This is a genomic window from Pseudobutyrivibrio ruminis AD2017 (assembly GCF_000424305.1).
GTDB classification, from domain to species: Bacteria; Bacillota; Clostridia; order Lachnospirales; family Lachnospiraceae; genus Pseudobutyrivibrio; species Pseudobutyrivibrio ruminis_B.
On the sequence record NZ_AUJQ01000007.1, the window covers coordinates 28914 to 51428 of the forward strand.

20 protein-coding genes are annotated in these 22515 nt (G+C 39.0%); 15 read left to right on the plus strand and 5 right to left on the minus strand.

Annotation, left to right across the window (positions count from 1 at the left end):
- Positions 1 to 124: 124 nt before the first annotated feature.
- From srtB to G611_RS16070, 3 genes are read left to right on the plus strand one after another with little or no spacing between them, the layout of a single operon-like run.
- Complete coding sequence (srtB, locus tag G611_RS15245; protein WP_051195101.1) at positions 125 to 1303, plus strand: class B sortase; 1179 nt, start codon at positions 125 to 127, stop codon at positions 1301 to 1303.
- A gap of 41 nt (positions 1304 to 1344) precedes the next feature.
- Entirely contained in the window at positions 1345 to 3366 is a 2022-nt protein-coding gene (locus G611_RS0105845; protein WP_028242822.1) for a leucine-rich repeat protein, read from the plus strand.
- Between the two features lie 12 nt (positions 3367 to 3378).
- Positions 3379 to 4029 carry a lysoplasmalogenase family protein gene (locus G611_RS16070; protein ID WP_028242823.1) on the plus strand — a complete coding sequence of 217 codons (651 nt, stop codon included), beginning with the start codon at positions 3379 to 3381 and terminating at the stop codon, positions 4027 to 4029.
- A 46-nt stretch (positions 4030 to 4075) separates the two neighbouring features.
- Here G611_RS16070 and G611_RS0105855 read toward each other — a convergent pair whose 3' ends face one another.
- Positions 4076 to 6625: a hypothetical protein gene (locus tag G611_RS0105855; RefSeq protein ID WP_028242824.1), complete on the minus strand. Its 2550-nt coding sequence runs from the start codon at positions 6623 to 6625 to the stop codon at positions 4076 to 4078.
- Between the two features lie 130 nt (positions 6626 to 6755).
- On the opposite strand from G611_RS0105855, the gene G611_RS0105860 reads away from it, so the two are divergent.
- Positions 6756 to 8936 (plus strand): LTA synthase family protein, encoded by a 2181-nt coding sequence (locus tag G611_RS0105860; protein WP_028242825.1) that lies wholly within the window; start codon positions 6756 to 6758, stop codon positions 8934 to 8936.
- Positions 8937 to 8977: 41 nt separating this feature from the next.
- Here the strand turns inward: G611_RS0105860 and G611_RS0105865 are convergent, their stop codons facing one another.
- From G611_RS0105865 to murC, 4 genes are all read right to left on the minus strand, one after another.
- Positions 8978 to 10156, minus strand: coding sequence for a ribose-phosphate pyrophosphokinase (locus G611_RS0105865; RefSeq protein WP_028242826.1), 1179 nt, complete (start codon positions 10154 to 10156; stop codon positions 8978 to 8980).
- Between the two features lie 27 nt (positions 10157 to 10183).
- Positions 10184 to 11173, minus strand: a complete 990-nt coding sequence (locus tag G611_RS0105870) for an ATP-binding protein (RefSeq protein WP_028242827.1) — start codon at positions 11171 to 11173, stop codon at positions 10184 to 10186.
- Positions 11174 to 11187: 14 nt separating this feature from the next.
- Positions 11188 to 12294 carry a DnaD domain protein gene (locus G611_RS0105875; RefSeq protein ID WP_028242828.1) on the minus strand — a complete coding sequence of 369 codons (1107 nt, stop codon included), beginning with the start codon at positions 12292 to 12294 and terminating at the stop codon, positions 11188 to 11190.
- A 213-nt stretch (positions 12295 to 12507) separates the two neighbouring features.
- Positions 12508 to 13887, minus strand: a complete 1380-nt coding sequence (murC, locus tag G611_RS0105880; RefSeq protein WP_028242829.1) for a UDP-N-acetylmuramate--L-alanine ligase — start codon at positions 13885 to 13887, stop codon at positions 12508 to 12510.
- 261 nt (positions 13888 to 14148) lie between these two features.
- Between murC and G611_RS0105885 the strand changes: the two genes are divergently transcribed.
- From G611_RS0105885 to G611_RS0105935, 11 genes are all read left to right on the plus strand, one after another.
- The gene (locus tag G611_RS0105885) at positions 14149 to 15423 is read left to right on the plus strand and encodes a glucose-1-phosphate adenylyltransferase (RefSeq protein ID WP_028242830.1); all 1275 of its coding nucleotides are present in this window, start codon (positions 14149 to 14151) and stop codon (positions 15421 to 15423) included.
- Complete coding sequence (gene glgD, locus G611_RS0105890; protein WP_028242831.1) at positions 15420 to 16553, plus strand: glucose-1-phosphate adenylyltransferase subunit GlgD; 1134 nt, start codon at positions 15420 to 15422, stop codon at positions 16551 to 16553. Before G611_RS0105885 ends, glgD begins: the two co-directional genes overlap by 4 nt.
- Positions 16554 to 16557: 4 nt before the next feature.
- Positions 16558 to 16818, plus strand: coding sequence for a septation regulator SpoVG (gene spoVG, locus G611_RS0105895; RefSeq protein ID WP_028235339.1), 261 nt, complete (start codon positions 16558 to 16560; stop codon positions 16816 to 16818).
- A gap of 5 nt (positions 16819 to 16823) precedes the next feature.
- Entirely contained in the window at positions 16824 to 17399 is a 576-nt protein-coding gene (gene pth, locus G611_RS0105900; protein ID WP_028242832.1) for an aminoacyl-tRNA hydrolase, read from the plus strand.
- Positions 17400 to 17546: 147 nt separating this feature from the next.
- Entirely contained in the window at positions 17547 to 18794 is a 1248-nt protein-coding gene (locus tag G611_RS0105905; RefSeq protein ID WP_028242833.1) for a BTAD domain-containing putative transcriptional regulator, read from the plus strand.
- Positions 18794 to 19213, plus strand: coding sequence for a hypothetical protein (locus G611_RS0105910; protein ID WP_028242834.1), 420 nt, complete (start codon positions 18794 to 18796; stop codon positions 19211 to 19213). The genes G611_RS0105905 and G611_RS0105910 overlap by 1 nt, the downstream gene beginning before the upstream one ends.
- Positions 19214 to 19242: 29 nt before the next feature.
- Positions 19243 to 20208, plus strand: coding sequence for a transglutaminase-like domain-containing protein (locus G611_RS0105915; RefSeq protein ID WP_028242835.1), 966 nt, complete (start codon positions 19243 to 19245; stop codon positions 20206 to 20208).
- A gap of 10 nt (positions 20209 to 20218) precedes the next feature.
- Complete coding sequence (locus G611_RS0105920; protein WP_028242836.1) at positions 20219 to 21268, plus strand: type II secretion system F family protein; 1050 nt, start codon at positions 20219 to 20221, stop codon at positions 21266 to 21268.
- Between the two features lies 1 nt (position 21269).
- Entirely contained in the window at positions 21270 to 21620 is a 351-nt protein-coding gene (locus G611_RS0105925) for a hypothetical protein (RefSeq protein WP_242824260.1), read from the plus strand.
- Between the two features lie 119 nt (positions 21621 to 21739).
- Entirely contained in the window at positions 21740 to 22135 is a 396-nt protein-coding gene (locus G611_RS0105930; protein ID WP_028242838.1) for a DUF4860 domain-containing protein, read from the plus strand.
- Positions 22125 to 22508: a hypothetical protein gene (locus G611_RS0105935; protein ID WP_028242839.1), complete on the plus strand. Its 384-nt coding sequence runs from the start codon at positions 22125 to 22127 to the stop codon at positions 22506 to 22508. Before G611_RS0105930 ends, G611_RS0105935 begins: the two co-directional genes overlap by 11 nt.
- Positions 22509 to 22515: the final 7 nt, after the last annotated feature.

The following is a 22515-nucleotide window of genomic DNA, read 5'->3' on the forward strand; positions in this document are numbered from 1 at the left end:
CAAAATGAAGAGGCTAAGAGCTTTATGGCTTTTGGCCTCTTTTGCTTGTTCACAATATTTTCTAATAAAAATAATTGCTGAAAGGTACACTTTTGGTTAGAATTTTATTAGAAGGTAAAAGTATATGGCGGAGAAAAAAAGGTTCATCATAGGCGGTTTTGAATTTGAAAATCACTATGAATATCGGGCAGCCCAAGAGGACGTAAAGAAAATAGAGTGCATCAATGAGGAACTTGATATCCAAGATCCAGAGGTAGCTTTGCGCCTTTATAATGATATTCGCGACGGTATTATCACCTTTAACAGTCCTATTGGGGCACAGTATACAGAGCATGTGGCAGATATTGTTGCCAACAAATCTGCAGGCTTGTTAGATGACAGGGAAATCATTGAAGAAGCAGCCACAAAGGCAAAGAGCTCCAGGAGACTAGGTATCATATTTGTAGCTGTTGCCGTAGTACTTGTGGGATTTTATGCCACTGTAGAAATAAAAGAGGTAATGGAGACCAGGCGTCTCGCCAAAATCCAGGAAGAGGTCAAGTCCGCTCAGGACACTAATAATTCACAAAAAAACGTTAATATTAATAATGAAAATGACGATATAGATTCTGTAGAGAACTCAAATAGGGATAATGTGTCTAGTAACTCATCTGAAGCTAATGAAATTACTGAAGATTTAATCGTTAGCCCATGGGATACAGATTACGCACCTGAGGATAGAGAAATCCTCCCAGAATTAGCTGGCTTATATGCCGATAATCCTGATTTGGTAGGCATTCTAGAGGTGGTGGGAACAGATATCAACTATCCAGTAATGCAGACAATAAGTGACCCAGAATACTATTTGAGAAGGGATTTCTATGGAGAGGAAAGTACTGCTGGTACTTTATTCGTCGATTATCGTTGTGACATAGTAAATCCTACTACAAATACCATCATTTATGGACATAATATGCGTTCAGGAGCCATGTTTGGTGGATTGAAGCGTTACTTGAAACAGGATTATTATCAGTCGCATAAAACGATAATCTTTAAAACTCTTTATGAGGAGCAGGAGTACGAAATTGTAGGAGTGGGCTTATCGGCGGTAGGCTATGATGACGATGAAAACTACAAATACTACGATTTTATCAACGCAGTAACAGGCAGTGAGCTTCAGGAGTTTTTGAATACTATCCAAAGTTTATCAGTTTATGACGAGACAATTGACATCAGTGCGACTGACAAAATATTGACTCTCAGCACCTGCAATTCTTACACCGAGGATGGACGAATGTTTGTTGTGGCCAAGAGAGTCAGATAACAACACTAGAGTCTATAAACTTGGGGTTAAGGGTGGAAGCTATGGTGAAAAAGGGATTTTTAAAAAAGACAGGATGTATTCTAATTAGCGCGTCTATCATTTTGACAGGCGTGACTTTCTTTGACAGCTCAGTTTCCGATGCTGGAATCAGTGAAGATGGAACTTCATACACCTTTACTAGTGACAATAACACAGTAGCAGACGCAGCATACGCTGATAATAAAAACATTGTGTCAATTGATGACGATGGTGGCGCAGGTGCAAATATTGGTAATCGTTCATTTGCAAACTGTACATCGCTTAAAACAGTTACCATTGCGGGGTCAGCAAATATTGGTGCAAGTGCTTTTGATGGCTGTACTAATCTTTCATCAGTGTATTTTGGAAGTGTATCAAGCGTACAGACATCTTCCTTTGGAAGCTGTAGTTCATTAAGCGAAATAACCATAGGTTCATCTGGAACATATAGCACATATGATGGAGCATTATACGAAGGAAATACATTGATTTATGTGCCTTCAGCCAAAACATCACTCACTGTAAAATCAGGAACAACAGCTATAGCAGAAAATGCATTCCAAAATTCAAATGTAAATCGTTTGGCATTTGAAGATTCATCCTTGACATCATTTGGTTTGCAAAAAGATTGGCCTTTGTTTGCAGCAGAGCCTAGCTATAATTTGAAGGTTACAGCTCCTACTGCAAATGATGCTATTGAAAATTTCTTTAAGCATGATGTTGAAACTTATGGAAAAACAAGATGCCAGATTCTATATGATGATGCATCAGATGATGACCCTACACCATCAACAACATATACAATAACACTTGTATATGAATTGTATAATGAGGATGGAACAACAAAAGTAGAATTACCAACAGATTATAATAATAAAATTGCTGAATTAACTGTTGCAGCTGGCGCTACACCATCATACGACGCTTATGCTGAATATCAGCGTTATAACGAAAAGGTATATAAAATCAATTCTACACCTACATTTGCTCCAGCTACAGAAAATAAGACATATACATATAAATATGTTGAAACAAATGAGGAATTACCAACATATACAGTAGAGGTAAATGAGAAATTTACCGATTCGGCTGGAAATACCACTACAAGAAAAAATACTGATTTATCAAAAACATATCAGTATAATGAGACAATAACTGCCAAGACTTATAGTGGATATGAGCTAGATACTAGCAATGGTGATACAAGCCCTTATTTAGTAGTGGGTAATGCGATAATTACATTTGCATATAAACCATCTACTTCACCAGCTCCAGCACCATCAACCAAGCGCTACACAGTAACTGTATACGATGAGTTTTACAAGCCAAATATGTCTACACTTATTAAGCGTACAACTCGTTCAAGTAATACATATGCGGAAGGTGCAACATATTCATTTGGACCTAGTACATATGCAGGTTATTCGAATTGGGGTGCTAAGAACGAATCAGGAACCGTTTATAGTGATGTAAAGGTTTATTTCTTCTATAAGCAGACAGATGCAACAGCCGCTGCTGATGCTACAAATGCAGTAAAGAAGAGTGAAATTAATACTAATCTCAAGGGTATTTATCAAGTTACTCAGGGAGCAAATCAAACAGTCACAAAGGACAATGGCCCTGTAAAGATTGTCTGCAACGGCGAGCTAAACAAGCTTACAGGAATCTTTGTTGATAATGTAAGAATAGATTCAAGTAGATATACACTAGAATCAGGTTCCACAATCCTTACCTTCACAGCCGGTTTTGTAAAGCTTTTCTCAACCGGTGACCACGTAGTCAGATTTGAATACGTAGACGGCTACGCGGAAACGGGCTTAAAGGTAACAGAGGGTAAGACAACCACAACGGTTACATATAAGGTAAGTAGTGATGGTTCTATTTCTGCAGGTCACACAAAGGATACAACACCAAAGACAGCAGATGGATTTGATGACAAATATTTACTTTGCATAGCTATTTTCCTTCTAGGTGCAGGCGCCATCTTATTTGGTAACCAGAGAAAGCTAGAAGCCATAGTAGCTGGGGAGGATGACGACGAATAGTCGGGTGAAAAAATGATTATACTAGAAACTATTATTTATGTAGCACTAATAATTGCATTATTTGCTGTATGTGATAATAGATATTCAAGGAGGTGCTACGTCCCTTTAAAGGTGGTCTGTAGTGCCTCCTTTTTAGTGATTTTCTTCTTAAATTTTTATTACAGTGAAAGATTAGGCTTACTGATGTGGGCCCTTCTAGCATGCTTTGTGGGCGATATATTGATGGGTATGTATAACACATATCTTAAAAAGCAGTTTATGGTAATTGGCATCATCGCCTTCATGTTAGGACACGTAGGTTTTCTTAACTATATGTGCAGAATTACTGAACACACAAGTGTGAGAGTGTATATAGTACCTGTATTTGCCTGCCTTATATTAATAGGCATGAGAAAGTGGTGTCATTTGCATATAGGCTCTCTTTTTGTGCCATGCATAATCTATTGCTACTTTGTATCTACAATGACCTTAAAAGCCATAGAATGCGGCCTCAACGGGCTTAATATACTTGGAGTTGCAGGAGTATTATTCTTAATTAGTGATTTCACAATTCTCTTTTTATATTTTTATCATTTTAGCCACATAAAAAATAAGCGCGCGGTCCACTACGTGAACCTCGCGACTTATTATGCGGCAATTATATTATTTATCTATAGCCTTTAAATGAGCGTGGATTTATTCTCTTTGTAGACGTAACCAGCGGGCTAAATTATTTGATATAAGATACAAATACGTTTCCGAAGGTAGCGAAGTATTCGTTGGCTTCGGTGATGCCCATTTTTGATGTGGCACTAGTCTGTGGGTCAAAGTAGGTGATAGATGAAGCATCATATCCTACGATGAGTACCGCAGTGTCCTCGCCAGTGTAAGCATATACAGGCACACCCTGGCTGACGTAGTAAAGCACCTGAGTTAGGCTTGCACCAGTTAAATCAAGAATGTCGTAGTCCTTAAGAGTCTTTCTAAGGATTGAAATAGGAGTTTCACCTGATTCTAACAGTGTATGTACCTGCACATTTTCCCCTGCCTGAACAAGCATAGCGGACAATGCTTTTGCAGATGCTGAAGCATCGGAATCTGAAGAACCAACAGCAATTCCTGTAATGGAATTCTGGTAGGATTTTCTGCCGCGCTTCCATATATATTTAGGTGTGTTATCAAGAACGATTCCCATTTCCTCATCAGCAAGTGTGATAGCGGAAAGCAAATCGTCAGTAGCGAGCGCTACCTTATTACCAACATATACATAGTACTGTGTTGAGCTGGTTGCTGATGATACAGAAACGTTTCTGGCTGTATCTGCAAGTACCAGGCCAGTAATATCGTATTTAACAGTGCCAAGCTTTTCATCCTCTTCAAGAGGGGTCATGGTAAGAGTGACAATCTGTTGTTTAACATCATCTGTAGCAAGTGATATATCAACCGCCTTGTTCTGCTCACCAGCACTGTTTTTGATGGTGTCGCCCTCGGCAGCCGTAATGATTCCGTCTTCTCCAATCTGGATTCTATCCAGGTAGATTGTGTAAGAATCGATGGAAGTATCTGTAATGTAATATCCGTTTTTATGATAACTCATAAGCTCACGGTTGCTGCCCTGCGAAATATCAGAAATAGTAAGCTTATACATAGGATATATAGTGGAACCGGCACCGTCTGTGGTGATATCGTTTTTGTTAATAGTTCCATAAATCAAATCATCATCAAGGAACTCAAGTGGTCTAAGTAGCTGGCCTTTTGCGGCGTTAATATCGAAGGAATGGCCAGTTTCCAAATCCATAATGTGGATTGTAGATGCCATGTTTTCCTCGTCCATCCAAGCTAAGTATCTACGTGAGCTTGAAACGGCATACTGAGCATCATCAAGACCAGTCATAAGCTCTTTAGTGGTAAGTTCGTTTAGTGACATATAAACCAGCGTACCGTTTACCATGATATAGAAATCGTTGTTGGCTGTTTCATACAAAAGCTCTGAGAAGTTAGCATTCAAAATCTGGAAAGAGCTTGTTGATGTAATGAATACCTGCTCTGTAGATGTATCCTCGATAGCATCGTAGTGGAACAGGTTGATACCGCATTCGCCTTCATGGCTGCCGGAATTCATATATCCGTAAACAACGTAATCCATGGTACCACTTTCATCTATGTTCAATAGAAGAATCTGGTGTTGATCATAGATTGAACGTGAATCAGAGGCATCTGTTACGAAGCTGAATATCTGCTTGAGCTTGCGGTCAGTCTGATTGTATTCGTAAAGGGAACCGTTTTGTACAAAGGAAACGATGGTTCCTGTTTCGTTTGATAAATACTGTAAATTTGAATCTGTAATACCTATATTAAGGATGTTTCCATCGAAGGCTACTGATTGGTCATCGAGAATCTGATTCATGTTTCTATCATAAGATAGAAGATAGATTCTATCGGCTGTGTAGCGAATTCGATAATCCTCTGAGCAGGTGTAATATTCGTTCTTTCCATTATTATCTCTTGTAAGGAGATATGAAAGTGTAAGGCTTACATAGTTTGTAGTAATATCAGTAAGGGCTACATTGCAATCACCAACCTGAGTTCCATCAAATGTACCATAGGCAATCTGTGATAGAGTTGAATTGATGTCTACATGGCTCAAATCATTGCTTTCTGTAGATTTAGGCTCGATGTATGAGGAAAGGTCAGTTGCATCTTCTGAAAGAGCTGTATTGTGGAAATACTGAGCGAAATCAAGTATATCTTCTTCGTTACATCCGTCAGGCTGCATGATGCGAGTGTAGTAATAGATATCCTTGCCATTGCCATTTAAAGTAATGATAAGAAGATATTCTTCGTTCTTTTCGATAAGGTTTCCAGCCTGGAAGCTGGTTGTAAGGACACCATCATCGTTTGTAAATTCTAAATCGTTGTTAGAAATATTACGTTGGGTGTCTAGCGAACGGATTTCGTAGGATGCTGTGTCGATGTTGTATTTCTTAGCATCTATAGATAATGAAACTGTTCGGTTTGAATCCAAAGGAATGATGGCATCTCGCATGTAGGCTGGGTCCATTTTTTGAACATAGCCGTGTAGCTCTGTGGATGCATCGTTAAGATAGTTTACATAGACTACAGGCAGTGTAGGGGATGCAAGCTTTGTTACTTCCTTTGTTTCAGATATGTTTGTTACTATTTCAAAGAAGATTACGGCACAAACAAAAATGGCAAGTAAAATGCCCGCACGTTTAATTATTTGGGTTGGAATGCCTTTTTTATAGAACTGTAATTTCATATAATCTCGCTTTCTTGCTTAATAAATAATAAAGTGTTATAATCCGTTAGACTTTCGATTAATATTCAATCGGAGTAAATTTTATTGTAACACTATTTTTTCATACTGTCTTAGGTTTTACGGAGGATTCATGAAAAAATTATTTTCGAAGATCAAAACAGGCTTAGGCCACGTGGGGAGCATCATTAAGAAGCCTTTTGTTAAATTTGGTAATTCTAAGCTGGTACAGGGCTATCTTGCTAGCAAATTCCATAAGACATGGATGATGCTTTGGAGCGATTATGCCTTTTTTATGCATATACCACTTGCACTTATTATCGTATTTGCAATGGAGTGGATGTCTAGACATTCATTTTTTGCAGCGTGGGGCTTTGTGGTAGACCACACAGGTCCATATTTATTTAACTCATATTGCGTATTTGTAGCGCTGTCCATTGTTTTCTTAAGCAAGAGACGTGGCTGGTGGCGAGTATTCATCAGTATGTTCTTTATAATACTTGGTATTATAAACTGCATTATTTTGTTGAACCGTGTATCACCATTCGGCTACACAGACCTTTACATGATTGGCGACCTTCTTACAATGCAGGATTCCAACTACTTCTCAGCAGAGGAAGCCATGATAGCGGTAACAGCCCTTATTATCTATATTATAATAATGGTAATTTACCTCATTAAGGGTCCTAAGAAGACAGATGCAAAGCCATTATGGCAGCGAATTATACTTGTTGTAGCACTTTGGGTTTCACTTTATCCATCAACAATATTGCTTAGACAGTCAGGTATCATGACTTCTTACTTCGGCAATCTTGCTCAGGGATATTTGGATTACGGTTATTTGTACGGCTTTTCAACCTCAGTACTTGATAGAGGTATGAACAGACCATTTGGTTATTCTAGAAACAAGATAGATGATATCCTTGAAAAGGATGCTTCTTATGTTAACACCTTAGAGATTCCATCAGATGACGCAACAAAGCCTAACATTGTTGTTATCCTGCTTGAATCCTTCTATGATGTTTCAGAATCGGAATTCCTAGAGACTAGCGAGGATCCAATCCCATTCATCCATTCATTGGAGAAGAACTACTCTACAGGACACTGTATCGTACCTGTTGTAGGTGCTGGTACATGTAACTCCGAATTCGAAGTACTTACTGGTATGAGCTGTAGCTTCTTTGGCCCAGGCGAATACCCACAGAAGACTATCATCAAGGAAACAGACTGTGAAAGCTATGCTGATGTTCTTCACGACAATGGCTACAGCACTCACGTAGTTCACAACAATGGTGGTAACTTCTATTCAAGAGCTAATGCTTTTTCTATGATGGGCTTTGACAGCTTTACATCAAAGGAATTGCTTGATATTACAGATTACACACCACTTGGCAACTGGCCAACAGATGACATCCTTATCGATGCCACAACAGATGCCATGGATGTAGATGATAACCCTGATTTTGTTTACACAATCACAGTAGAAGGCCACGGCGCTTATCCTACTTACCCAGTTGAGGAAGACCCAGCTATCAAGGTAATTGCTCACGGTAAGACAGAGGAAGAGCAGAATGCTTGGAGCTACTACATCAACAGAATCTACAACGTAGATGATTTTGTTAAGAATTATATCGAAGCCCTTGATGCAAGAGGCGAAGATACACTTGTTATCATGTTTGGTGACCACCTTCCAACTATGGGTCTTACAGACAGCGAGGTAGCCACAGGAGATCTTTACAAGACAAAGTATTTCACATGGAACAACTTTGGAATGGAAAAGATTGATGAAGATTTAGCTTCATATCAGCTTGTATCAGAGTTCTTAAACAGACTTGATATTCACAACGGTAATATCAATGCTTACCACCAGACAGCAATGGCTGAGGGTAAGAAATATGGCACAAGTGATTATATGACCCCACTTAAGATGCTTCAGTACGATATCCTCTACGGAGATAGATATGTATACGAAGATGGCACAAAATACACTCCATCAGATTTGGTTATGGGTGTTAATGAAGTAACAGTAGATAGCGCATACTTCTTTAACGGAAGGCTGCACATATACGGTGATCAATTCACCAAATGGTCTAAAGTATTTGTTAACGGCGAACAAGTCCCAACCAAATACGAGAGTGGCCAGGTATTGTCAATAAATGCTTCGGACGTAACAAATGGTGACACTATTAAGGTATGCCAGATGGGAAGCTCTAATACGGTATTTAGGGAGTCTAACGAGTTTAAGGTATATGACCCTAACTATGTTGAAGAAGAGCCGGAAATAGAAGAAACTGAAGAAGATTCAGAAGAATAAAAAATAGCCTCGAGCGAAATGCTCGAGGCTTTATTTTTATTTTAATATTCACCGTTTTTGTAACGAGTAATGAGTTTTTCGATACGTCCATAAGGATTGAGAAGCTCTGAGATTGAGCACTCGTGGTTAAGAGTATCGATGATGTAAGCGATGTACTTAGACATATCGCACTTGATGAAGTAGTCCTTATTCTGAACTTCTTCTGGAAGGTATGTAAGGTTTGTTGTAACAACGCGGTAAATGATACCGTCTTCAACAGCCTTATCGAACTTAGCCATACCACTTGTGAAGAGTCCGAATGTAGCTACTACGAAGATACGATTAGCATTACGCTTCTTAAGCTCTGTAGCAACGTCAATCATTGATTCACCAGATGAAATCATATCATCAACAATGATTACGTCCTTACCAGAAACATCATTTCCAAGGAATTCATGAGCGACGATAGGATTACGTCCATCTACGATACGGCTGTAATCACGACGCTTGTAGAACATACCAACATTAACACCTAAAACAGATGCCATATATACGGCACGCTTTGTACCACCTTCATCAGGTGAGATAATCATAAGGTGATCATTATCAAGCTTTAAGTCCTTGCAGTTCTTAAAGATGCCCTTAAGGAACTGGTATGTAGGTGATACTGTCTCAAAGCTGTGAAGAGGAATCGCATTCTGAACACGTGGGTCGTGAGCATCAAATGTGATGATGTTATCAACACCCATGTTAACGAGTTCCTGAAGTGCCATAGCACAATCAAGGGATTCACGAGCACTTCTGCGGTGCTGTCTACCTTCGTATAAGAAAGGAATAATAACAGTAATACGCTTAGCCTTGCCCATTGCAGCTGCGATGATACGCTTAAGGTCGCAGAAGATATCATCTGGGCTCATGTGATTCTCGTGACCACAAACAGTGTAAGTGAGGCTGTAATTTGTTACATCAACAAGGATGTATAAATCAAGTCCACGAACAGACTGCTTGATGATACCCTTAGCTTCGCCTGAACCGAAACGAGGGCAGTCAGCATCAACAATGTAGGAATCACTGCGATAACCAGCAAGTGTAATAATAGACTGGTCACTTTTGCGCTCCTGTCTCCATGCAAGAAGGTAATCATTAACTCTCTCCGCGATGGCTGTACAGCTCTTATGTGGGATTAACCCAAGCTCAGCCATAGGTGGTGTGTTTTCCAACACGATTTCATTATTTGGCATGTTTTGCTCCTTGATACTATTAAATTATTATTTAGATATTACTTTTTTCATGCGAATATCGTTACCTATGAGCTTAATCATCTCATAGTTTGAAAATACTCGCGAAGTAATACGTTCGCTGTAAGTGTCTCTCAAATCTTTTAAAGAGAGGTTAGTGGAAATAATAGTGGATTTGTTACGGAGTAATCTTTCGTTTAAACACTGAAATAGGCGCGCTGTAGTAAATGAATTTTGGAATTCTGTGCCTAAATCATCGATGATTAACAAATCGCAATCAAATATGTGATCATGAAGTTCTGCCACATTGGCATTCTTCTTAAAGGTCTGTTCTTCAAAAACTCTGAAAAGCTCGCTTGATGTGAAATAAATAACCGAGATACCCTGGTCTAATAGAGCTTTCGCGATACAATTAGACAGGAAGGTTTTACCACAACCTGTTTTCCCTAATAATAAGAGATTACCACCTTTTTGACGAAAATTTTGCACAAAATTAGTGGCCTTATCAAGGGCTATTTCAGCATTAGCCCGAGCACTGACCTCAGAACCAGGCTCATAATAGTCATCATCGTACATATTGAGGTCAAACATGCTGAAGTTTTCTTTTGAAAGAATATTGTTAATGTTGGATTGTTTATAGACGATATTAAGAGCTGCCTGCTTAAAGCAATGGCAGCGCTTTCCGTTAATATATCCAGTGTCCTTACAATCAGGACAATCGTAAGGTGGTTCAAGAAAATCCTCTGGAAAACCAGCGGCCTTCATAAGCTCTAAACGCTTATTTTTAAGGGCCTCAAGTTTAATCTTTGAATCGGCGGAAGCAGAAGCTACATCCTTGCCTTCAAAGATAGATGTGATAGAAGATATAGATACTCTTGATACTTCTTCATCAATTGCAGAAAGTGAAGGTACGGCAGAATATAATTCCTTTGTGCGGAACGAAACAATTTGGTTGTTTCTAGATTGCTTGTGATTGTATTCACGCATAAGTGCATCATATTGCTCATTAGTAAGTGCCATATAATACCTCCTTTTTAATTTCCCAATAGCTTTCTTTCTAAAGCGTTGAAATCATAATTCTGGCGCTGTTCGAAATTTAAAAACTTATTGTTTGCTCTTGTTCTGTTATCAGAAGCATTGTTGTTCTTGAGACGTGATGCATCTGAAAGTCTAGATACAGTAGCCTTTGTAAATTCCTGATCAAGACGTGCAACGTCATCTAAAGTTTTAACAGATGCTTTGTGCCAGCTTGTAAGAATAGAATCTGCGTACTTGAAGCTTGGCTTGTTTGTAGATGCGATAGTACGCTCGCAAGCTTCCAAGATAATGTCTAGGCTAAAGCAATATGTGTTAGCCCATTTGTCTATAAAGTTGAGTTCGGACTCAACTAATTCTCTGTTTCCAATACCAAGTGCCTTCTTGATTGAGTAAACTGTGTTTGTATGTGCGCTAGAAGACTGTCTAGCATCCTCAACAGTTGTGATTCCATCTTCAGTCCAGTTACGAGCTACAGTATCCATGTAGTGGAAGCTACTGTGGCCGTTGTCTAAGCATGTCTCTATAAGATACTGAATTAAATCTACAGACATGTGAAGTCCATCGTACCAAAACAGTAATGTGTTTGTATCAGAATTAGAAAGTGGTCTGCCAAGGTATGTCTGAGTGGCGAAAATTAAATCCGATACTTCGTCCTCTTCCTTGAAAGCGTCTAATTCGTCTGCAGTGTAGCTAGGCTTAAATGGTGCAGCAATAGGTGTAGCGATATTTGAAACTGTAGGAGCACCAGCGCTTATAGCAACTGATGGCATCCCAGTATTGTGTACTGATGTGAATGAACGGTTTCCATTCACATCCACTAGGCAGATTCCAGAAAGCTCGTTATCCTCAGAGTACTCAAGACGGAGCAACCCCACTTTCTCCCAATAAGTGAAAGCTCGCATGATATCCTTTTCTGTGTGGTCTAAGCAGTCCGCCAACCGCGAGATGGAAAAATCATAATCCTCTCGATTTAGACAACGCAGCAAGTAAAGGTAAATCTTTACGTACTCTCCATTGGCATCTTTCATGAAATCGTCAATAAAAGTATTAGAAATGCAAGTAAAACCAGAATTAGCACTGGTGTGTAGCATGATGTCAGCCATAATTATTATCCTCTCCCTCAAAACTGAGTCAAATTATAGCAAAGTGAAATCAAAAAGAAAAGGGCATGAGGGCCGCGAACCCTTGTAAATAAAGGGTTTGTGAGTTATGTGGATAATGTGGATAAATATTATGAGGCCTTGAAAAAAGGGCATAAAAAAATCCACATTTTTTCACCAGCGTATTAGTGTAAAAAATGTGGATAATGTGGATAACTACTCAGCAAGTAGATGTTCGCCTACTAAATAGACGTCTCCGGCACCCATAGTTATCAACAGGTCATTGTTCAAAAGATTTTTTTGTAAAAATTTTTCGCAGGCGTCAAAAGAGCCTAAATAGTGAACTTCTGTTCCTAATTTTTCTATTCTATCTGCAATGTCTTTTGCACTTACACCATAGATATCTGGTTCTCTTGCAGGGTAAATGTCAGCAAGAAGAACAACATCTGCTACGCTTAATGCCTTTGCGAAATCATCAAGGAAGCTGAGTGTACGTGTATAAGTGTGTGACTGGAAGCAGACAATAAGTCTGTTGTGTGGGTAGTTTAAAGCAGCTGCAAGGCTGGCTGATATTTCAGTTGGGTGATGAGCATAGTCATCGATAACTGTGGCTCCATTATATGTACCCTTGAATTCGAATCTTCTGTGGGCACCGCCGAACTTAGCAAGTCCAGCAAGGATATTCTCATAAGAGATACCCATTTCTATAGAAAGAGCAATTGCTGCAAGCGCATTTGAAACGTTGTGAACACCAGGAACGTTAAGGGTTACTTTATCGTAAGTCTTGCCGTTGAAAACAGGAACAAAGCTAGCGCAGCCTTTTTCGTTGTAAGTAATATCTGTAGGATAAATATCAGCATCACCCTTAAGAGAGTATGTGATTACCTGACATTTAAGACCTTCAGTGAAGTATTTAACATCATCTATTTCGTTATTGATAATTAAGATTCCGTCATCAGCTGTGTTACCAGCAAACTTCTTAAATGAAGCACGATAGTTTTCAAGATTCTTGAAGAAATCAAGGTGGTCGGCTTCAACATTAAGAATAATGTTGTACTTAGGGAAGAATGAGTGGTAACTGTTTGTATACTCACAAGCTTCTGTAATGAAAACATCACTGTCACCAACGTGAACATTGCTGTGGATGGCATCAAGAATTCCACCAACAGAAATAGTTGGGTCATCAGCTGTTTCAAGAAGAATCTGGCTAATCATTGATGTTGTAGTTGTTTTACCATGTGTTCCGGCAACGGCGATTGATCTGGCATAGTTTTCCATTATTTCGCCAAGAAGCTCAGCACGTGTGAGCATTGGCTTACCTGAAGCTTTTGCTGCAGCGAATTCTGGGTTATCCTCGTGAATTGCAGCAGTATAAACAATAAGGTCGATATCTGATGTGATATTTGAAGCTGCCTGTGGATAATTAATGGTAGCGCCAAGTGCCTCTAAGTGTTTTGTAAGATCAGATTCGCTTCTATCTGAACCTGAAATTGTAAAGCCTGCACCAAGCAAAATCTCTGCAAGACCAGACATGCTGATTCCGCCAATTCCAATGAAATGAACGTGAATCTTGTTATTAAAATCGATTTTATACATATTAATAGCCTTCTTTATTTAAAAATTTGCAAAAAATACCTACATAACTCTACCCCCAAAATGAACTTCATGCAAGATTAAAAAATATAATTGTAGAATTTGACAGTGAATTGTCAAACAATTAACAATAGTTTGGTAAAAAGTATTAATAATATTGCGACGAATAACCACATTTGCTATACTAATGTTACAAAGGGGAGTGCTATGGGTTTTTTTGTAAGCACATCCTTGACTGACACCATGAGAAAGGCAGATGATAGGATGATTAGAAAAGAAATGATCGCAATGCTTCTCGCTGGCGGGCAGGGAAGCAGACTCGGCGTATTAACGTCCGACGTAGCAAAGCCAGCCGTTTCTTTTGGAGGAAAGTATCGTATTATCGACTTCCCTCTTTCAAATTGTATCAATTCAGGTATTGATACAGTTGGTGTGCTAACTCAATATCAGCCATTAGTCCTTAATTCTCATATTGGAATTGGTATTCCTTGGGATTTGGATAGAAATAATGGCGGTGTTACCGTTCTTCCACCATATGAGAAGAGCGATACAAGTGAGTGGTATTCCGGCACAGCCAATGCAATTTTCCAAAACCTTAAGTACATGGAAAGCTATAATCCAGAATATGTGCTTATCCTTTCGGGTGACCACATCTATAAGATGGATTATGAAGCCATGTTAGATTTTCATAAGGCAAAGGGCGCAGATGTTACTATCGCAGTAATTCCTGTTCCAATCGAGGAAGCATCTCGATTCGGAGTTGTTATAGCTGATGACGAAAAGCGTATCAGTGAGTTTGAGGAGAAGCCAGCTAATCCTCGAAGCAATCTTGCTTCAATGGGTATTTATATATTCAGCTGGAAAGCATTAAAGGAGTCTTTACTTGCTCTTAAAGACCAGAGCAACTGTGATTTTGGTAAGCATGTTCTTCCTTATCTACATGAAAAGGGGGCACCAATGTATGCCTACGAATTCAACAGCTATTGGAAGGATGTAGGAACACTTGGTTCATATTGGGAAGCCAATATGGAGCTTATAGATTTAATTCCAGAGTTCAACTTATATGAAGAATTTTGGAAGATATACACTAATCAAAATATCATCGAGCCACAGTTCATTGCTAGCACAGCAGTAGTAGAGAAAGCTATTGTAGGTGCAGGTGCACAGATTTATGGCGAGGTTTACAATTCAGTTTTAGGCGCTGGAGTTGTGATTGATGAGGGTACAGTAGTTAGAGATTCAATCATAATGGAAGGTGCTATCATTGGTAAGAATTGCGTAATAGATAAATCGATTATCGCAGAAAACACCGTTGTTGGTGAAGGGGCCAAGATTGGTCAGGGTGAAGAAGCTGAAAGCAAGTTAAATGCAAGCATATACTCATTCGGACTTGCAGTTATCGGCGAAAACAGCGTTATACCAGCAAATGTAACTATTGGCAAAAATACAGCTATCAAAGGCGAGACTAGCGAGGCAGATTATCCTGACGGACAGTTGGCTAGTGGCGGCTACATTATCAAGGCAGGTGATCGATTATGAAAGCATTAGGAATTATACTAGCAGGTGGAAACTCAAGCAGAATGCAGCAGCTTACTGAGAAGCGTGCCATTGCCGCAATGCCAGTAGCTGGAAGCTACAGATGTATAGATTTTGTTCTTTCAAATATGACAAATTCGCACATCCAGACAGTAGCAGTACTTTCACAGTACAACGCAAGATCTCTTAACGAGCATCTTAATTCGTCAAAATGGTGGAACTTTGGTAGAAAGCAGGGAGGTCTCTTCCTATTTACACCAACAGTTACTACTAATAATAGTTGGTGGTACAGAGGTACTGCCGATGCAATTTGGCAAAATATTGATTTCCTAAAGAAGAGACACGAGCCATATGTTATAATCGCAAGTGGTGATTGTGTTTACAAGCTGGATTTCAATAAGGTACTTGATTATCACATCAAAAAGCAGGCAGACATCACAGTAGTTTGTGCAAAGCTTCCTGAGGGAGATGACATCAACCGTTACGGTGTGGTAGAGATGGACAGAGACGGTCGAATCGTTGAATTTGAAGAAAAGCCAATGGTTGCAAATTCAGATATCGTTTCGGCAGGCGTTTATGTCATCCGAAGAAGAGCTCTCATCGATTTGTTGGAAGAATGCAACAGAGAGGGCAGATACAACTTTGTAACAGATATTCTCATTAGATATAAGAATATGAAGAAGATTTACGGCTACAAGATGGAGGGATATTGGTCAAATCTTGCAGACGTAGACAGCTATTTCAAAGCCAATATGGACTTCCTTCGTAAGGATGTAAGAGATAGCTTCTTCCATACTGAGCCTGGTGTATTTTCGAAGACTCACGACCTTCCACCTGCCAAGTTTAATGCAGGCTCTAAGGTCACCAATTCACTTGTTGCTGGTGGATGCATTATAAACAGCACAGTAGAGAATTCTGTACTATTTAAGAAAGCTTTTGTTGGCAACAATTCTGTTGTTAAGAATTGCGTAATCTTAAATGGAGCATACATTGGAGACAACGTGCATGTGGAGAATTGCATAGTTGAAAGCCATGAGACATTGCTCAGCGGATCAACATACATTGGGGAAAATGGTATCCGCATAGTTACCGGTAACAAAAATCGATACGATATGCCAGTTGGGGAGGTATAACAAAATGCAGATTACAGACATTAGAATTCGCAAGATTGAAAAGGAAGGCAAGATGAAAGCGGTTGTCTCTGTGACAATTGACGAGGAGTTTGTAATTCACGACATCAAGATTATTGAAGGAGATAAGGGACTTTTTATTGCAATGCCATCTAGACGTGGTTCTGAAGGTGGATACAAGGATATTGCACATCCTATCCGTTCAACCACAAGAGAACAGATGCAGACAATGATACTTAATAAGTATAAGGAAGAGTTCCCAGAGTAAGATTTATGTATTTAATAGTTGGTCTAGGTAATCCAGAACACAAATATGAAGGAACCCGCCATAATGTGGGTTTTGAGGCAATTGACGCCATTTCAAAGCATTTTGGTATAGAAGTAAACCAAAAGGAGCAAAAAGGAATAGTTGGCAAGGGCATGATAAATGGCCATAAGGTCATTCTGGCGAAACCTATGACTTATATGAACCTTAGTGGTGAATGCGTTCAGCCACTTGCAGATTATTATGAAGTGGATCCAGAAACAGAGCTTGTAGTAATTTCTGATGATGTATCGCTTTCAACAGGAAACATCAGAGTTAGGAAAAAGGGTTCTGCCGGCGGACACAATGGTCTGAAAAATATTATTGCACGACTGAATACCAATGTATTCCCTCGAATTAGAGTGGGCGTTGGTGAGTGTGAAAATGGCGATATGGTAGCCCACGTATTAGGACGCTATAACGCAGAGGACCGTGAAAAGGTAGACGCATCGTTTGATAAGGTGATTGGAGCGTTGGAGTTGTTCTTAGAGGGCAACATCGATGCTGCTATGAATAAATACAATGTAAAAGAAAAGATTGATTAAGAGTTGGCCTGCATAGAATTTATGCAGGCTAATTTTTATATTGTTGTTATTTACAATAACGATTTATTATTCTATACTAAAAAATATAATGAAGTCAAAATATTTATAGTAGTGCGAATAATAAAGAACAGGGAAAAAGGGAGAGCTATGTACGAACCAAATGTAATTTTTAAAGCAAATTTTTTAGGAGCTGTGGATATTTCTTGTGAGAATACACCTATCGTATTAGAGAGAAATAACACAACAAAGGTTAATCAGCTGTTTCAGATGCTACTTTATTATCAGAATGGAATAGCTAGAGACCAGGTTATCTACAATCTTTTTCATAATGAAGATATTGCAGATGAATCAAACAGCCTTAGAGCTATTGTATTTAGACTAAGAAAGGCATTATTAAGTCTAGATATTCCTGACGAGGATTACGTTTACATTAAAAGAGGCACTTATCGAATAAATCCTAATGCCAAGATAGAGTGCGATGCTGTCATGTTTGAGGACCTTGCGAAGAAGGCTCTTGCAGCAGCAGAGGCAAAGGAGCAGCAGAAGCTTTTAGAGGAAGCATTAGATCTTTACAACGGTGATTTCTTACCAACACTTAGCGGATATGAATGGGTAGTTACTACTCAGGTAAGATTAAAGAAGCTTTTCGACAGATGCCTTAAGCAGCTTCTTGAAATGTATAAGCTTCAGAAGGATTACAAATCGATGTATGAGCTTAGCCACAAGGCTAACAAGCTTTATCCATACGATGGTTGGCAGAATTATGAGATGGAGGCTCTTATCGAAGAGGGTAACACAAAGGATGCCCTTAAGCTTTACGAGGATACAGAAACTCTTATGTTTGAAGAGCTTGGAGTATCAGTATCTCAGAGCATGACAGAACAGCTTGATAAGCTTGGCGAGCAGGTCAAGAACAATACAGATATGATTAGCGAGGTTAAGAGAAATCTTGATACCTCAAAGGAAGATATCGAGGGTGCATTCTACTGCACATACCCAGTATTTGTTGAGAGCTATAGATATATTAAAAGAGTTATTCGTCGTTCTGGTCAGGCTGCATGGCTTATGCTTTGCACCATCACAGACGGTAAGGGATTTGCTTTAAATGACTCTGACAGATTGGATAACCTTTCTGACGAGCTTTCAGAGGCCATTCGTTCATCTGCAAGAGGTGGCGATATGTACGCAAGATACAGCAACAATCAGTTTGTTGTACTTCTTCTTGATATTACTCAGGAGGATTGCGTTTTGGTTCAGACCAGAATTAACGAGAACCTCAGCAAGGAATCCAGAAAGAGATATATTAAATATCATTTGGCACCAGTTAATCTTGCAAGTGCAGGCACAGACAATGATACAGACGAATTGCAGGATATTGTAAGAGGTGAGGAATAATGGCAATTTCAGATAGAATGAAAAGAATGTCCAATTGCGTGGGCATAACTTTAAAGGAAGAAGGCTTTAAAGGAGAATTATATACTTGCTTCGAGAATGAGCCTAGAACATTTGCCGATGTAGATGATTTTTTTAATATCGTAAATACGTTTTTAGATGTTTTGGAATTTCCTGCTCAAAAGGTTAAATACAGATCATTCAAGAAGACATTACCTACACTTAAGCTTGTAGATATAGACCCAAATGAAAAGCTTTTTAATACAGAGCATTTACTTGATCTTTGCGATAAAAAAGCGTTTGTCATTATGGTAACAGGCCGTGATAATGCGACATGGCAGGGAATGATTTATAACAAATCAGAAGATAAAGAATATAGCTTTAATAGTGAAGTTGAATTACTAAGAATTATAAATAACTAAATACAGCGGGCAGAATTTGGAGGAAGCAAATGAGACGGTTTAATTGTTTGCTTTCACTGATTGTTCTATGCCTTGGTATTACATCCTGCGGCGACCAATTGCCAGCCTACAATGAAGGCGGTGTGAAGGTTTCTGAGTCAAGCTCTAAGGAAGCTATGGCGAAGAATTCTAACGGTAGTCGCAGTAACAATATCAAAGTACTTGTGCCGGAGGCATCGGGTGTAAAGGTATATGGAAATTCCGATGCATCAATAGATGCCAGCAATGCCAGCGAAGGCTATGTAATGGTGAAGTACACAGGAGATGCAGCCAAGGTAAGAATGCTTATAGAAACGCCTGCAGGTAACACCTATAACTACCTTATGGCACTGGATGGGCAGTATGATGTCTATCCATTATCAGAGGGAAGTGGAACCTACAAAATTGGCGTGTATGAGAACCTACATGATGACCAGTATGCAGCAGCATTTACCCAGTCAGTGAACGTAACCCTAAAAGATGAATATAGTATGTTCCTGTATCCTAATGCATATGTGGATTTCAATGCAAATTCCAATGCAGTAAAAAAGGGAATGGAGCTGGCAAGCGGTGCCAACACTGATATTGATGTGGTGAAAAATGTTTATCATTACATCATTAAGAATGTTACTTACGATTACGACAAGGCAGCGACAGTCCAATCAGGATACATTCCTACGGTGGATGAGACATTGGCAACTGGAAAGGGAATCTGCTTTGATTACGCTTCATTAATGGGAGCGATGTTAAGGTCACAGGGTATACCAACAAGACTTGAGATAGGCTATGCAGGTACGGAATATCATGCGTGGATATCAGTGTACACACCTGAGACGGGATGGATAGATAAGATTATCCAGTTCGACGGAAAGACATGGACACTGATGGATCCAACACTTGGGTCTTATGCTAATAGTGGCACGGTTAAGAGATATTTGGAAGATGATACATACTATCAACTGAAATATAAATATTAAGGGTGTTAATATGGGTGAAAATAGAAAGAAGTTAACTTCAGAAGAATTATTTGCATTCTCAGACGAAATGGGAATGATGATAAGTAGTGGTGTTTCTTCAATACAGGCAATCACAATGATGTTAGATGAGTCAGCAGGTGGAGAAGAAAAAGAGCTATTGACTGAAATGGAGCAGGTGGTTGCAGAAAGTGGTTCTTTATCTAAGGCCATAGATAAATCAGGAGTATTCCCAGATTATTTTGTTGAAATGGCAAATATGGGTGAGACTACAGGTAAGATGGATACAGTTCTCAAGAATCTTGCAGCTCATTATTCCAGAGAAATGGCTATCAGCAATGCCATTAGAAGTGCGGTTACATATCCACTTATGATGGTTGCGATGATGCTTGTAATAATTATCGTTCTTGTAACGGAAATCATGCCTGTATTCAACAGGGTCTTCAAGCAATTAGGCGGTACAATGGATGGACTTTCTGCAGGCTTTTTGACAGTGGGAAGCTTTATGAAATCTAACTGGATAATCCTTTTAATTATCCTTTTAGCACTTGTCGTATATATGTTATTGCTCAATAAAACTAATTGGGGCAAATCAAGACGTCTTAATATGCTGTATAAGAGTCGACGATTCAAATCAATCCATTCAAAAATTGCTACAAGCAGATTTGCATCAGCTATGGCTATGACACTATCAAGTGGTATGGATGTAATGCAGGCACTTGATGTAAGTGGCAGAATCGTTGATGCGCCTGACTTTGAAGTAAAGGTGGAGAAATGTAAGGATTCATTTGCAGAATCTATGGATATTGGTAAGGCATTTTCTCTTTCTGGAATATTCGGCGGATTATACGGAAAGATGGCAATCCTTGGAGCTAAAACTGGAAACATGGAAAACGTACTTGAAAAGGTTGCCAGCACATATCAGGAAGAGGCTGATGAGGAAATAAACGACTTAATCGCAGTAGTAGAGCCTACACTTGTTATTATCCTTTCTGTAATCGTTGGTATCATTTTACTTTCAGTAATGTTGCCACTTCTTAACATTATGTCGGGGATGATTTAGTATGGGAAGAACCAGATTTGGAAGCTTAGACGGCGTACATGAAATTAAAAAGAAATACAGGGCAGAAACTATAGTGATTTCTGCTGTGCTTTTTGTGCTTATTTTTATAGTATTTTTGTTTGCTGTATCAAAGGCATCTGAAGGGTCTATCCAAGAACAAAGACAAAGTCTTACAGATGCAGTGGATAGAGCCATTGTTCAATGCTATGTTACAGAAGGAAAGTATCCAGAAAGCTTTGATTATTTAAAAGAAAACTACGGAATCATCTATGATGAGGAACAGTTTAGAGTTGATTATGTAATATATGGAAGCAATATGCGACCAGAGGTAACAATCATTAATCTTAAATAACATTGTGTTTGAAAGGAGCAGCTTTGAAAAAAGGGCAGCTAAGAAAACATAATATAGATATCCTGTTTTTGATGGTATTGTTTTTTATATTCACCTTTTCCGGGGTGAGCGTACTTTTGATGGCTGTAAATTCTTATAAATCAGTAGTTTTTGCCAATGAGTCAAACGCTAATGCACGTATTGCTACAGCTTATATAAGAGAACAGGTTAGACAGCATGACGAAGCTGGCGCTATTACCTTGGGCAAATTTGATGGAAATGATTGCATCAAAATGTCAGAGGGCGAAGGCTACAGCTTGTATATCTACGAATATGACGGATTTTTAATGGAGCTTGAGGCAAAGGATAATTCTGGCGCCACAGCTGATTTTGGAAACAAAATTCTTGAAATAAATGATATGAGTCTTGATGAAAAGGATGGTATGCTTAATGTGACAATCCAGGAAAAATCAGGCGAAGAGTTGAACATGAAAATCGGTGTTAAGTCAACGGAGGTGGAATCAGATGAGGAGTAGAAATAATGGTTCCAGAATCTTTTTGACGGAGCTGATGTTTTCAATATTTTTCTTTATTATAATATCTGCCATTTGCCTTCAGTGCTTTGCTGGAAGTTATGTTAAAAGCAAACAGGCTAAGGAAATAACAGCAGCTGTAAATCTTGCAACTAACGCAGCTGAAGAATATCTAGCTATCTATAATTACAAGGGTGACACCATTTACTATGACGAAAACTGGCAAGAGGTGGATGACAAGGATGCAGTTTATAAAATGACAAGCATCGTAATCGAACCAGAAAAAAGGGGACAGTGCCAGCAGATGCATGTGGTGGTGGCCACAATGTTAGACGAAGAAATATATTCCCTTGAGGTTGAAAAGGCGCTTAAGTAGGAGAAGC